This window comes from Ruegeria sp. CDSA141 (assembly GCF_059612005.1).
Window position 1 is genome coordinate 1 of sequence record NZ_JBXWPT010000021.1, and the last position, 13799, is coordinate 13799.

The following is a 13799-nucleotide window of genomic DNA, read 5'->3' on the forward strand; positions in this document are numbered from 1 at the left end:
TCACATGAACCAGATGAGCCAGACCCTCTCTTAGCTCACGCCGCCATCTGTCCCAAAATCCCTGACGACGGACACTCCGCGATGCTAACGGTATTGCGAAATAGCTCGCAATTCTAATCTGATTGGGATTGCCATCCGTTTAAAGCGGTCAAAGTGATTCATTGAATTTGAGACTGCTGCCTTGGGGCTCAAATCAGGTGTTCTTTACACCCAAGCCTTTTAGCCAAGCGTTCCTGTCGATCAATCTGATCATGAGAAATAGAATACTGGGGTTTCAAATGACTTGGCCCCGGTAAACTGTGGGTTGCGACGAAGCGAGGAAAACACAATGCTCGCTTCGCTGTATACTGTAGTTACTTCAGGTAAGTGTTGAACCAATCAATGGTGCGGTCCCAGGCTAGGTTTGCCATTTCCTCGTCGTAACGAGGCGTGCTGTCATTATGAAAACCGTGGTTGGCATTTTCGTAGATGTAGGCCTCGTAAACCTTTCCGTTGGATTGCAGGGCGGCTTCAAAATCCGGCCAACCTGCGTTGATGCGCTCATCAAGCTCTCCCATCTGAATCAGCAACGGTGCCTGAATTTTGGCCACATCCTCAACTGCTGGCTGGCGACCATAGAATGGCACGCCCGCGGCCAATTCGGGGTAAGCTACGGCAATTGCGTTGACCACACCACCGCCATAGCAGAAACCCACAGCGCCAACCTTCCCGGTGCAGTCTTCTCGGTTCAATAGGTATTCAAAGCCATTGAAGAAATCATTCATCAGCTCGACCCGATCGACCGTCTTTTGAAGCTCGCGCCCATCAGCATCGTTGCCTGGGTATCCGCCAGCCGACGTCAGACCGTCTGGAGCCAGAGCCATAAAGCCTGCTTTCGCCAAGCGTCGCGCCACATCTTCGATGTAGGGGTTAAGGCCGCGGTTTTCGTGGATTACCAATACCGCGGGCAGGGGCTCTTCAACGCCGGCGGGTCGGACAAGGTATCCGCGAACATCACCGGTTCCATTCGGTGAAGGATAGGTGATGTAGTCCGCGTGGATATCGGGATCGTTGAACGACACTTGCTGAGCCATCGCGTAGTTCGGGCTGAGCATGTTCAGCAGCGCGACCGCTGTCACGCCGCCGACCGCGAACTTGCCTGCGCGGTCCAGGAATTGGCGCTTGGTGATCTTGCCGTGCGCGTAATAGTCATACAGGTCCAGAAGTTCCTGGTCGAAGTCTTTTGCCGTCATGCGAGTCATTGTGGATCTCCTGATGAGTTTGGCAGTCTGAAGGGTGGGTAGTATCCGATCTGAAGGTCTTGATTTGATTGAGCGTCTGGCTGGGCTTCCTAAGATAACGCCGGTGACCGTTCCTTGTTCGCGTACCGTTCGCGCAGCGCGTTCTTTTGAACTTTTCCCATAGTGTTTCGCGGCAACTCCTGGACGAGTTCGTAGCGGCGAGGATGTTTGAATCGCGACAGCTTGCTTCTGATGATTGACTCGATCTGTTCCACCTGAAGCTGTGCTCCAGGCTCGGCAACCAGAGCGGCAATGATTGCTTCACCGAAGTCTTTGTCGGGGACGCCGAAAATCGCCGATTCCTGAACGCCATCGACATCGTTCAAAACGTCTTCAATTTCTTTAGGGTAGACGTTGTAACCACCAGTGATGATCAGGTCTTTTGACCGACCTACAATCGACAGGTAGCCATCCTCGCTGTATTGGCCCAGATCTCCGGTGATGAAAAATCCATTATCTCGAAGCTCTTCAGCCGTTTTTTCGGGCATTTGCCAATAGCCCTGAAAAACATTGGGGCCACGTACTTCGATCATTCCGATCTCGCCCTGGGGCAGCGGTTCTCCAGTTTCAGGGTCGGTTACGATCACCTCGGTGCCGGGTATGGCCATACCAACAGTTCCCGCGCGACGCTCACCGCCATAAGGGTTAGAGGTGTTCATGTTCGTTTCGGTCATACCGTAGCGCTCAAGGATACGGTGGCCCGTGCGCGTTTCGAACGCCACATGGGTCTCTGCCAGCAACGGGGCTGAGCCGGAAACAAACAGACGCATGTTCTCTGTGATCTCATCGGTGAAACCTTCGTCGGCCAGCAATCGGGTATAAAAAGTGGGGACTCCCATTAGAAGGGTCGAGTGGGGCAATTCCTCCAAGATCATTCCAGTGTCGAATTTTTTCATCAGCCGCACTTTGGAACCGGCGAGTAGTGATGTGTTCATCGCCACGAAAAGCCCGTGCGTGTGAAAGATGGGCAACGCGTGAATCAAGCGATCAGCGTCGGTGATACCCCACAAATCCACAAGGGCTTGGGCATTGGACAGCAGGTTTCGGTGGCTGAGCATCGCGCCCTTGGACCGGCCCGTGGTACCTGATGTGTAAAGAAGCGCCGCGAGGTCGTCCGGCGCGCGATCCACAGTTTCGAATACACAAGGCTGTGCGTCCGCTTCGCGGCTCAAGCTTGGATTTTCGCCGCCCAAGGTCAGCAGCTTTGCACCAGACCGGGTCGCCAATTGTTCGAATTCAACTTTGTCGTGGCTGTCGCAAACGATTAACGCAGGTTGCGCATCAGAGATGAAATAGTCCAACTCTGCCATGGTATAGGCAGTGTTTAGGGGCAGGTAGACAGCACCTGCCCGAACCGAAGCGGCATAGAGCGCAATCGTGTCGGCCTGCTTGGGCGCTTGCACAACGATGCGACTGCCAGGGGAAACTCCACTGTTCTGCAAGACATGCGCGATTTGCGCGGTGCGCTGCAGAAACTCATCATAAGTGACCACCTGGCCATTATCGAGTTGCAGGAATGGAGCCGTGTTGCCCTCGTGGCGGGCAAACAAACTGTCGTAAAGTGTATTAGTCACGCTGTATTTTCCCTAGGCTTTACCGCAAGCGTCGCAGTTGAAGCCGCGCGAATTGAACGCGAGGCTTGGATCGTGGCACGTGTCGCGAATTCTTCGTGGTAACGTTCTGTTTTGTTCAAATCGTAAAGGTAGTTGACCATCGCACCTCCGGAGTGGGCGCGTCCGTTTGGCGACTGATCTGCCTGAGCATGCAGTTCATGAAGCTCGGCACCATTTCCCAAGTGAAAGCGCGCCACAGGGTCAAGCGGCATTCCATCTTCGCGCTTGGCGAACATCAAGTATCGGGCGGCCATCGCGCGCACGTCCTGCGGTGTTGCTGTTTCTGCAAGCACGGCCTCGGCGGCATGCCCGTGTTCCGGGTTTTCTGTTTCACCAGCCAGCCACCGGTTTAGCCCCGGTATCGGCGACAATGTCACAAAGGTATCAAGCCCGCGAAGCTCCCGCGAAAGCTCGGTCACAACCTGCTTTATCAATAGGTTCCCAAAGCTGATGCCCGCCAAACCCTTTTGGCAGTTTGAAATGGAATAGAACGCCGCGACCTTTGCCTGCTCGGCTTCGATCGGTTCTCGTGCTTCGGATAGAAGCGTATCTATTGCATTCGGGATTTCAGCGGTCAGAGCGACCTCAACAAAAATCAGTGGCTCATCTGGCATCGAGGGGTGGAAGAACGCAAAACAACGACGGTCTGGCGGGTAGAGCCTTCGCCGCAAATCGTCCAGATCGTTGATCTGGTGTACCGCTTCATAGGCGACGATCTTATCCAGAACGCGGGCAGCGGTGTCCCAACTGATTTGCTTGAGGACAAGAAAGCCTCGGTTGAACCAGCTGCGCAATAAATGGACGAAATCGATATCCGTTCGCTTGAGTTCCGGTTTGGATTTGAGAAAGCACAGCAGATCAACGCGCATGGCTACAAGTTCCTGCGTCGCACCAGACGGCTGGTTCAGCCGTCGCAATAACTCTTGCCGCCGTGGCTCTGAAACTTCACTAAGCTTATGATAAAGATTGACACTTTGGTCACTGGCGTAGAGGCGGGCTGCTTCAGAAAGCTGATTTGCGTCCAACTCAAGTTGGTCATTCAAATAGACAAAAAAGTCTAGTTTCTCCGCATCATTCAGGGTGTGGTAGCGCTCAAGGATCGTAGACGCGAGCGTGAAGCCTGATACTTCACCTTCCGCAGATAAAAGCGCCTCACATAGCTCGGCAATGGACCGTTTGTCATCCTTGCCACGCCTATTGTCGGGACGGTCCAGCAATTGGTTTAGTAGATCACCCAGAAACCAATTCCGCTGCATTTCAGGGCTCCATCTGGCTGCTAAGGTACTCACCTGTTCGGCGGTAGTGATCGATTAGGTGCCGAGTTGCGCTGTCTGCGTCGTGATTTAATGCGGCGTCCAAGATTTGCTGATGTTCGGCGGCGATGTCTCGCTTTTTGTAGCTCGACCCGCCGGCCGCCAGATAGCGGTAGCGAATGTTCAGGTCATAAAGTTGCGAGCAATACCGCAGCAGCAACGGCAGTTTCGAATTGTCCAACAAGGCCATATGAAACGCCTTGTGAGCGTCCTCAAAGTCCCGCGCCCCGTTCTGGCTGGCCTTTTTCATATGATGGTGACGTAAGACAAGCCGATCTTCCCAGGCCGCATCCGCATTGGTGATGGAAGCGCGCAACGCGGTTTCCTCAAGGTTGCAGCGCAACAGAAGTATTTCCTCGAAGTTACACTTGCTGACTGGCGCTGCCCGAAATCCGCGCTGATCAATCCGCTCGACCAACATGTCTGAAGTCAAAAGGCTAAGCGCTTCACGAACCGGACTAGCGCCAGTGTCCAAAAGCCCGCGAAGCTGTTCGATCTTGAGTTTTTGACCTGGAGGTAATTCTCCGGTCAGGATCATTTCGCGCAGCCTTCGATACGCTCCATGAGTGGCTGATGTCTCTTTGCCCTCGGTATCAAGCATGGCGTCCATATCCGACTGTTCCTATTTCGCAGCAAATACTCTTGAGTGCACTTAACTGAAGGCACTCGTTCCAGTCGATAGACCAACTGAAAGGTTCAGCGAGCCTTCGTTGATCAACCAGCGCCGAAGTGCAAAGCTACGTGCCCCGCTTTTGTGCATAGGATCGTCTTCGGCCAGCTTCCGGGCGGATTCAAGGTTGTCGGCGCGATAGATGATCAGGCCCATTCCTTGCATATGCTCGCCGGTTTCATCCGACATGGGGCCTGCAAAAGCCAGCTGCCCCGAACGTTCCAACTGCGCCTGATACGCCAAGTGATCTGGCAGTGACGCCTTTACATCTTCGGGCGTTTTGGCTGGCGTGCTCAGCGCGACGTAAAGCTCTAAAGCAAGCGCACCGCGGCTTTTTGCTTCTGATTTGTAGTCTGCCCAAGCAACCATTTGCCGTCTCCAAAATATCGATATTATTTGACATATGGCAAAATAGTCGGCAAAAATCAAGCGAACTGACATGGATGGTGAAAATGAAATACCTGGTGGGAGAGACTTCGGAAGGCACAGCGGTTTTTGCTGTAAACGGCGAGAACGCAGTGAATCTAACGGCTTTGGACCCTGCCGTCGGTTCGGATTTGATGGGTTTGATAGCCAAGCCTGAACTGGCCGACTCACTTGTCGGCAAAATTGACGCGGCAGACAGTATGCCCGTGTCTTCCATCACTCCGGCATTGCCCGTTGCTGCTCCCGGAACGATCATTTGCATGGGGTTGAATTACACGGACCACATCAAAGAAGGCGGGTATGACATCCCGGAATATCCGACGCTGTTCATGCGCGGGAAGAACTCGATCATGGCGGCAGGGCAACCTATGGTGCGGCCCGCCTGTTCCGAGAAGCTCGACTACGAAGCCGAACTTATGCTGATCGTTGGAAAACGCGGCCGCCATATCTCGGAACAGGACGCACTGAATTATGTCTTTGGCTACACTGTATTCAACGATGGTTCGCTGCGGGACTATCAGCGCAAAACCGTTCAGTGGACGCCCGGCAAAAACTTTGATGACACGGGCGCGATCGGTCCTTTCACCGTGACGCCGGATGAGTTGCCCGAAGGGGCGTCAGGTCTGAAGATCGAAAGCCGTGTGGGTGACGAAATCCTGCAAATCTCGAACACGGCCAATATGATCTGGGGTGTCCGGCAGGTAATTGCGACGATTTCGGAATATACCACTTTGGAGCCGGGGGATCTGATTGCGCTGGGTACGCCGCCTGGTGTCGGACACGCCAAAAAGCCCAATCCCCGTTGGTTGAAGCCCGGCGAAACCGTTGAGGTCGAGATTGAAGGTATCGGAATTTGCGCCAGCCCAATCATTGACGAAAAGGACGCCAAGTCCAAGGTGGCTGCAGCATGAGCGCACCAACCGGAGCAGAGCTGGAGGCACTTCGCGCCAAGGCGCAGCAAGATCACCGCGATCTGCGCGAACGCATTCCACGCTTGTCGGATGACGCGATTGCGTTGATCTTACGCGAGTCCAGATCTCACTACGCGTGGACCGACAAGCCAGTTTCTGATGCGTTGCTTGAAGAGATCTACGACATCACGATCAATGGCGCGACCAGCATGAACACGTTGCCCGCGCGCTTTATTTTCGTGAAAAGCACTGAAGGCAAAGAACGGCTTGCCAAGTCGTTAAAGCCAAAGAACGTGCCAAAAATGATGGATGCGCCGGTCACGGCGATCATTGCCTATGACACGGACTTCTGGAAGGAATTGCCTTTTCTTTTCCCGCACGAAGATCGTCGGCCCCTGTTCGTGGACAACCCCGAATACGTGGCCGACACTGCGTTTCGTAATGGGACTCTGCAGGGTGCCTACTTCATGATCGCAGCGCGGGCCGTCGGGTTGGACGTTGGTGCCATGTCGGGCTTTTCAAACAAGATCGTCGACGAGGAATTCTTTGCGGGCACCACGCTCAGGTCGAACTTTCTTTGCAATCTGGGCTACGCGGATGAAACAGGTTTGTTTCACAAACTTCCGCGATTTCAGTTTGAAAAGGTTTGTTCTTATGCATGAGGAGGCGCTGCCGTGGGTATGAAAGTGAAACCCGTCGTGACTTACCGCACGACAGCTCGGTGCCCGACACACGCGCGCACTGAGCTACCAATACGCGATCTGGATGTGGTTATCGACGAACCTGTCGAGCGGGGCGGGACAAATCTTGGTCCGTCTCCGACTGAAACCGCGATGGCAGCGCTGATCGCCTGTACCAACGTCATCGGGCACAAAAATGCGCACCGTTTGGGAATTGATCTTGGCAAAGTGACAATCGACGCGAAATGCAGGTTGGACCGGCGCGGTGTCCTGATGGAGGAGGAGATTGAAGTTCCGTTTCCGGAAATTGAACTCACCGTGAATTGTGAAACCCCCGCCAGTCAGGAGGAGCTGACACGCGTGGGCGAGGAGACAGCCAAATATTGCGCCATCGCAAAACTGTTTGAAGCGGCAGGCACCGACCTGACCGTCAACTGGGTCAAAGCAAACAAATAAAAAAGACCCGACTTTCTGGGAGGAGAGAAATGAAAAACTGGACCAAACGTAGTCTAATGGGCGCCGCTTTAGCTAGCGTTATGGCGCTGCCCGTTGTCGCAGAAGAAACCATTTCCGCGATCGTGATTGATGGTTACCCGGACCGGGCATTGTGGGTGAAGGAATTCACAAACTTCTTTATTCCCGAAGTGGACAAGCGGTTGGCCGAGTCCGGCAACTACAAGATGAACTGGCAAGAAAACTATGGCGGTTCGATCGTAAAGCCCAAGGGCGTTCTGGAAGGCGTACAGCTGGGTTTGGGGGATATTGGCATCGTCACAACCATCTTCCATTCATCCAAGTTGCCTAGTCAGGGGATCTCCGGCTCGACACCATTCGTCGCGTCGGATGCCCGTGCAGTGGCCAAGGCGGTTGACGAGATCGCGCGAGAATACCCGGCTATGCAGAATGAGTTTGCTGCGCAAAATCAGGTTTATCTGGCGACGGGCGTTGTGCTCGACACGTATCAGATGTTCTGCTCAGAGCCGGTCGAGAAAGTTGCAGATCTTGAAGGACGCAAGATCGCGGGTGCCGGCCTGAACTTGCGCTACCTCGAGGGTATCAAGGACGCGGCGGGCGTACGCGGAGGCCTCACTGATTTCTACAACATGGTTCAAACCGGCCTTGTCGATTGCGTGATGATTTGGCCGGAAGCTTCCAAGACGTTCAAGATCGTAGAAGTGGCCCCTTACATGTTGAAGGCAGACCTTGGCGCGGTGAATACAAAAACAGTCACAGTCAACGCCGATTACTGGGCAAATCTGCCTGACGAGGTCAAAGACGTACTCCAGGCCGTGGCTATCGACTACCGTGACCACGTAGCAGGTATTGCAATGGATCGAGCCGCTGCGTCACGAGATGCATTTGTAGAAGCTGGCGGATCGATCATTGAAATCTCGGACGAAGACCGCGCTGCGTGGGCAAATGCGATGCCCAATGTTGCGCAGGAATGGGCTGCAACGCTGAATGAGAACGGCGAGCAGGGCACAGATATGCTGGCCGCTTATCTCGGCAAGCTTCAGGATGCCGGTTTCACTGGTGTGCGGGACTGGACGGCCGAATAATCGTTCAGCGACCCGAGAAAGGGGCCAGACATGCTGAAGACCGCAGTTGCCGTCCTGTCGCGGGTCGCCAATTCGCTTGCAATAACCGCCAACGCCTTGGGCACGCTCGTCGTCCTAGCGTTGGTGGTCATTCTGAATGTCGACGTCGTTGCGCGCGGGCTGTTTTCGGCTCCGCTTCGAGGCACTTACGAAATGGTGCAGTTCTCGGTCGTGATGATTGTTTTTCTGCAATTGCCCGACGTGGTCAGGGTGGACCGGCTGACACGTTCGGACGGGTTCCTGAACCTGATACACCACCGCCGCCCCGGCCTGACGGCCAACCTCAGACGCATTATAAACGCCGTCTCGGCGATCTTCATGGCCTTGATCGCTTATGTGACCTTCCCTGAATTTCTTCATATGTGGGAGACGCAGGACTATTTCGGAGTTCCGGGTCTTTTCACACTGCCATGGTGGCCGGTTAAACTGGTCATCGCGTGCGGTACTGCGCTTGCCTGCGTGATTTTCCTGCTCAAGGTCGTCACGGCGCAGGACCGCCCGCAACTTATTCGCACACCTGAACATGACGAGGACGCAGAATGACGCCGATTGAGATTGGCCTGATCTCGGTCGTAGCCATCGTCTTTCTGATTTACGCAGGCGTCTACATTCCGATTGCTTTGGGCGTGGTCTCCTTCGTGTCGATCTGGCTGATGCGGGACAACTTCACGCTTGCGCTCAACCTGCTGAAGGTTGCGGTCGGCGACAGCGCGATGGAATACAGTTTCGCGACAATCCCGCTGTTTACCTTTATGGGCCTCATCGTTTCAAAAGCGGGACTAGGCAGGGACATTTACGAGGTCATGACCATGCGATTTCGCAAGGTCAAAGGCGGTATCGGAATGGCGACCGTCGGAGCAAATGCCGTGTTTGCGGCCGTTACCGGGTCGTCCATTGCGTCCGCATCAGTGTTCACCAAGGTCTCGGTCCCGCAGATGATGGCACAGGCATATAATCCACGTTTTGCGGTTGGGGTTGTGGCCGGGTCGTCGGTTTTGGGGATGATTATTCCACCCTCGGCGATGCTGATCATCTATTCCTTTGTCGCCGAACAGTCCGTAGGGGACATGTTTCTGGCGGGAGTAATACCCGGTATCATGCTGGCGATAGCTTATGTGGGCGCGATCTGGGTCATGGGGCGTTTCACACCTGCATTTGTGGGCGGCCGGGTCGTCGAAGACACCGAATGGATGTCCGGGCGCGAGATCGCATCCAAGACCCTGCCCACATTGTTCATTATCACGGTAGTGCTCGGTGGCATTTACACAGGATGGCTAACTGCTGTCGAGGCGGGTGCCGCCGGGGCACTGGTTGCGCTCGTGATCGCAGTCGTGCGCAAGTCCATGACACCAAGAGCGTTCTGGGACGCGTTGCTGGAAACCGGTCACATTACAGCGGCGATTTTGTTCCTGATTACGGCAGCTTCGATTTACAGCCGCATGCTGGGACTGGCCGGGTTGCCCAATCAGTTGCAGGACTTGCTTGCGGGGAATTCAGCGTCCTTTTGGTCGATCATGCTGCTCTACGTCCTCCTGATGCTTTTTTTGGGAACACTACTCGATACGGCGTCCATCATTCTGATCGTTGTCCCGCTGTTTCTGCCCATGGCCGAAGCTCTGGATATGTCGCTGATCTGGTTCGGTATTATCACCGTTGTCGGCGCTGAAATCGGACTTTTGACCCCGCCGCTAGGCATATCCTGTTTCGTCATCAAATCCACGATCAACGATGACCGCATATCGCTAAAGGACGTCTTCATGGGCGCACTTCCCTTTGCGTTCGTGATGCTGATCGTTCTGTTCATTCTGATCGAATTCCCGATCCTCAGCCTTGCCCTGATATAAGGAGGCCAAGATGCGCTCTGTTACCTCAGACAATATCACCGACGTTTTCATGGGGTACTTGTCCAAGGATACCGATCCAAGGATGCGTGAAATCATGGGGTCTCTGGTCAAACACCTTCATGATTTTGCCCGTGAGACCAATCTGACACATGACGAATGGCGCGCAGGAATAGCGTTTCTTGAGGGGTGCGCCGCCCTAGAAACAGAAGACAGGCACGAGTTTGTTCTGGCCTCGGATGTGCTAGGCCTGTCGTCTTTGGTGGATATGCTGCATTCCAGCCCTGACGCGACCAGTTCCTCCGTGCTGGGGCCATTCCATGTCTCTGGCGCACCCCCGCTGCCGATCGGTGGCGATATGAAACGTCACTATGGAGGGCCGGTTCTGCTGGCCGAAGGCGTGATCCGGGATACAAAGGGCAATCCGATTGCGGGTGCTGAGCTCGACATTTGGCAAACCGCGCCAAACGGGCTTTACGCCAGTCAGGATGAGGAACAGGATACCTATTCTTTTCATGGCTTGATGACGGTCGGCTCAGATGGCCGCTATGCTTTCACCACTGTCAAGCCAGTGGAATACACTGTACCATCTGACGGGCCGGTTGGGGATATCCTGCGCGCCTGCGGCCGCCATCCCTGGCGACCGTCGCACTTGCACTACATCATTAAGGCCCCGGGTTATCGCTCGTTGGTGACAGAAATATTTCCCGACGATGATCCCTATCTGGATGAAGACACGGTGTTTGGCGTGCGCGACGATCTGGTGATGACCTATGTTGAAAGGCCAGTTTCAGAATTTCCTGATGGCATGGAGCTTTCTGGTAAGATCACTGAACCTTTCTTGCACGTGAAGTTCGATGTGAGGCTTGCCAAAGTCTGAACGATATTGAGGAGGCTTGAGGTGCTGAAACATATCTTCATATTAGGTGCTGCGCTGATTTGCAGTAGTGCTATCGCAGAAGAGCGCCCGATCTTTGACGCGCATATTCATTACAGCCACGATGCCGTCAAACTGGTTCCTCCCGAACAGGTGGCCAAAATCCTTCGGGATGCGGGCGTTCGTAAAGCCCTGGTCTCCAGCTCGGATGACAATGGCACTCAACTATTGTTGGCCGCAGCACCAGATATCGTCGTGCCGGCACTGCGCCCTTACCGTCGCCGCGGTGAAATCAACACCTGGATGCACGATGAAACTGTAATCGACTATTTGGAAGCAAATCTGGCCAAGAACGACTACGAAGCCATCGGCGAGTTTCACGCTTACGGAGACGACATTAAGACGCCGGTCATCCAGCTTATGATTGCACTGGCTAAAGAGCGGAACCTTATTCTACATCACCACGGCGATCGAGAGGCCGTTGACCTGATCTTCGAAACCTGGCCGGAGGCAAGGGTATTGTGGGCGCACTCTGGCTTTGATGATCCAGCGAGCGTTGTTGACGCGCTGGACACGTATCCCAGGCTTTGGGCCGACCTGGCGTTTCGTTCAGACATGGCTTCAAGAGGCAGAATTGACCCCGATTGGAAGGAGGCTTTCGAAGCCCATCCGGATCGTTTCATGGTCGGTACGGATACGTTCGCACCTGAACGTTGGTACTACGTAGGCCCTCATGCCGATTTTTCGCGTGAATGGTTGGATTTGTTGCCGGACCAGATCGCAGACAACATTGCCTATGCCAACGCAGAACGTTTGCTGGCATCAGAATGACCCACTGCGCTGCTTGGTTTCTTATATGGTCCAGCGCGGCCGTTGCTTGTGAGGCGACGGGGCAACGCATGAATTCGGACGCTCAAAACGCGCCCGAGGTGTATCTGGCTGTCGACGAAATTCCGTTGGCGCAACCGTTTTCCATTTTGGTTTCAGTTTGCGATGAGGCTGCTGTTCGCCAATTGCATGTGGATGCAATAATGCCGGCTCATCGACACGGTATGAACTATACCCCCAAAGTTACCGCCTTGGGCGGCGGAGCGTTCCGCGTTGATGATATGCTGTTTCACATGCCGGGTTTGTGGGAGCTGCAGGTCGATGTCGACATCAATGGCCAATCAATTTTCTATTCGTCAGAAATTACGCTGAAATGAAGCTGTGGGTTACAGCTGCGTTCATAGCCTTGACAAGTGCAGTGCGTGCAGAGGTCTTGTTATCTACAGACGAAATCGAAGAAACGCTTTCCTTTGGGCCGTGGCCACCATCCTTCCAGTCAGACCCAAGCAATAGGGTTTCGAACAATGCCAGAGCGATCGCGCTTGGAGAGGCCTTATTCAACGATCCGGTGTTATCCGTCGACGGTGCATTTTCTTGTGCAAGTTGTCATGATCCTGAACAGGCGTTTGCAACGTCGGAGGCGCGGGCGCTCGGCCGTGTACTGTTGGACAGAAACACTCCATCACTGCGGAACCTGGCTGGACTCCGCTGGCATGGGTGGGGTGGCAAAAGCGATAACCTTTGGGCAGCCAGCCTGCATCCGATCATCGAAGAGCATGAGATGGCGCATAGTCCCGAGAGTCTGAAAGCAGCAATCTTTGAAAGTGCCTACATTGATGACTTTGAAGCAATATTTGGCGATATCCAAGATCAAGGTCCAGAACATGTTCTGGTAAACACTGCAAAGGTCCTATCGGCTTACTTGGAAACTATAGCTACCGACCGGACTCAGTTCGACGATTTTCGCGACGCCTTAGAGGATCAAGATTTTGCAGCGGCTGCGTACTACCCCGAAGCAGCCCAGCGAGGTCTTCAGCTGTTTTTAGGGCGCGGGAATTGCGTGTTTTGCCACAACGGCCCGAGGTTTTCCAACAATGAGTTCCACGATGCCGGTGTACCATATTTTCTGAATGAAACCGAGGTCGACGAAGGGCGGTTCGGTGGGTTGAACTTATTACTCTCAAGCTCCTATACACTGGACGGCAACTGGAGTGACGATCCGAATAAGCAAGGTGCTTGGGCGGTTCGAAATGTACGCCGGAGCCACGCTGATTTTGGAACCTTCCGCACGCCCAGCCTGCGCGGAGTGGCTGAAACCGCACCGTACATGCATGACGGCAGCCTAAGGGATCTGAACGCTGTGATCCGCCATTACAGTAGTATTGATATGGAAAGGTTGCATGCAGACGGTGAAGCCATTCTCTCGCAATTGAATTTGTCTGAGCAAGAGATTGCAGACTTAGTTGCATTTTTGGTGACGCTGTCCAACGCGCCCTACTAAAGCGATTGTGTTTAAAGCCCGGGAATGGGCTATTTGGCAAGCTGGTTCGGCGACTATCGTTAGCAGTGCCGATGAGGGGGTTCTGCTCGCTCTGGGTCAGAATTGCTTGACGTTTAGGTCAGAAATGGATGAAGAGATCGGCCGATTTGTTGAGGTTTTGGATGTCGATTGAGTCAAGTATCAGTGACGTTCTACATTTCCTGTTGAACGTCACACGAATCTGACCCAACCGTCACAGGTGGACCAGAAACAAGGTGAACG

General features: G+C 54.0%; 15 protein-coding genes. 10 read left to right on the plus strand and 5 right to left on the minus strand.

Annotated elements, in window-relative coordinates:
- Positions 1-353 precede the first annotated feature (353 nt).
- The 5 genes from yghX to AC2FLP_RS19525 all read right to left on the minus strand — a co-directional run bounded on the left by yghX (position 354) and on the right by AC2FLP_RS19525 (position 5245).
- Positions 354-1241, minus strand: coding sequence for a YghX family hydrolase (yghX, locus tag AC2FLP_RS19505; RefSeq protein ID WP_299898922.1), 888 nt, complete (start codon positions 1239-1241; stop codon positions 354-356).
- 89 nt (positions 1242-1330) lie between these two features.
- Entirely contained in the window at positions 1331-2854 is a 1524-nt protein-coding gene (locus tag AC2FLP_RS19510; RefSeq protein WP_496685792.1) for a malonate--CoA ligase, read from the minus strand.
- Complete coding sequence (locus AC2FLP_RS19515) at positions 2851-4149, minus strand: malonyl-CoA decarboxylase domain-containing protein (protein ID WP_496685789.1); 1299 nt, start codon at positions 4147-4149, stop codon at positions 2851-2853. Before AC2FLP_RS19515 ends, AC2FLP_RS19510 begins: the two co-directional genes overlap by 4 nt.
- A gap of 1 nt (position 4150) precedes the next feature.
- Positions 4151-4816 carry a GntR family transcriptional regulator gene (locus AC2FLP_RS19520; RefSeq protein WP_299898915.1) on the minus strand — a complete coding sequence of 222 codons (666 nt, stop codon included), beginning with the start codon at positions 4814-4816 and terminating at the stop codon, positions 4151-4153.
- 42 nt (positions 4817-4858) lie between these two features.
- A complete protein-coding gene (locus tag AC2FLP_RS19525) occupies positions 4859-5245 on the minus strand; it encodes a YciI family protein (protein WP_496685786.1) in 387 nt (128 codons plus the stop codon).
- A gap of 83 nt (positions 5246-5328) precedes the next feature.
- Between AC2FLP_RS19525 and AC2FLP_RS19530 the strand changes: the two genes are divergently transcribed.
- The 10 genes from AC2FLP_RS19530 to AC2FLP_RS19575 all read left to right on the plus strand — a co-directional run bounded on the left by AC2FLP_RS19530 (position 5329) and on the right by AC2FLP_RS19575 (position 13538).
- Entirely contained in the window at positions 5329-6213 is an 885-nt protein-coding gene (locus AC2FLP_RS19530; RefSeq protein ID WP_496685783.1) for a fumarylacetoacetate hydrolase family protein, read from the plus strand.
- Positions 6210-6875: a malonic semialdehyde reductase gene (locus AC2FLP_RS19535; protein ID WP_496685780.1), complete on the plus strand. Its 666-nt coding sequence runs from the start codon at positions 6210-6212 to the stop codon at positions 6873-6875. The genes AC2FLP_RS19530 and AC2FLP_RS19535 overlap by 4 nt, the downstream gene beginning before the upstream one ends.
- 18 nt (positions 6876-6893) lie before the next feature.
- The gene (locus AC2FLP_RS19540) at positions 6894-7349 is read left to right on the plus strand and encodes an OsmC family protein (protein WP_171615300.1); all 456 of its coding nucleotides are present in this window, start codon (positions 6894-6896) and stop codon (positions 7347-7349) included.
- Between the two features lie 29 nt (positions 7350-7378).
- Complete coding sequence (locus AC2FLP_RS19545; RefSeq protein ID WP_171207041.1) at positions 7379-8452, plus strand: C4-dicarboxylate TRAP transporter substrate-binding protein; 1074 nt, start codon at positions 7379-7381, stop codon at positions 8450-8452.
- Between the two features lie 30 nt (positions 8453-8482).
- Complete coding sequence (locus AC2FLP_RS19550; RefSeq protein ID WP_171117803.1) at positions 8483-9034, plus strand: TRAP transporter small permease subunit; 552 nt, start codon at positions 8483-8485, stop codon at positions 9032-9034.
- On the plus strand, positions 9031-10335 hold the full coding sequence (locus tag AC2FLP_RS19555) for a TRAP transporter large permease (RefSeq protein WP_171117805.1): 1305 nt from the start codon (positions 9031-9033) through the stop codon (positions 10333-10335). The genes AC2FLP_RS19550 and AC2FLP_RS19555 overlap by 4 nt, the downstream gene beginning before the upstream one ends.
- Before the next feature lie 10 nt (positions 10336-10345).
- Positions 10346-11212 (plus strand): dioxygenase family protein, encoded by an 867-nt coding sequence (locus AC2FLP_RS19560; RefSeq protein WP_299898905.1) that lies wholly within the window; start codon positions 10346-10348, stop codon positions 11210-11212.
- Between the two features lie 21 nt (positions 11213-11233).
- Positions 11234-12040: an amidohydrolase family protein gene (locus AC2FLP_RS19565; protein WP_299898903.1), complete on the plus strand. Its 807-nt coding sequence runs from the start codon at positions 11234-11236 to the stop codon at positions 12038-12040.
- Positions 12041-12108: 68 nt separating this feature from the next.
- Positions 12109-12414: a hypothetical protein gene (locus AC2FLP_RS19570; RefSeq protein ID WP_496685774.1), complete on the plus strand. Its 306-nt coding sequence runs from the start codon at positions 12109-12111 to the stop codon at positions 12412-12414.
- On the plus strand, positions 12411-13538 hold the full coding sequence (locus tag AC2FLP_RS19575) for a cytochrome-c peroxidase (protein ID WP_496685771.1): 1128 nt from the start codon (positions 12411-12413) through the stop codon (positions 13536-13538). The genes AC2FLP_RS19570 and AC2FLP_RS19575 overlap by 4 nt, the downstream gene beginning before the upstream one ends.
- Positions 13539-13799 lie beyond the last annotated feature (261 nt).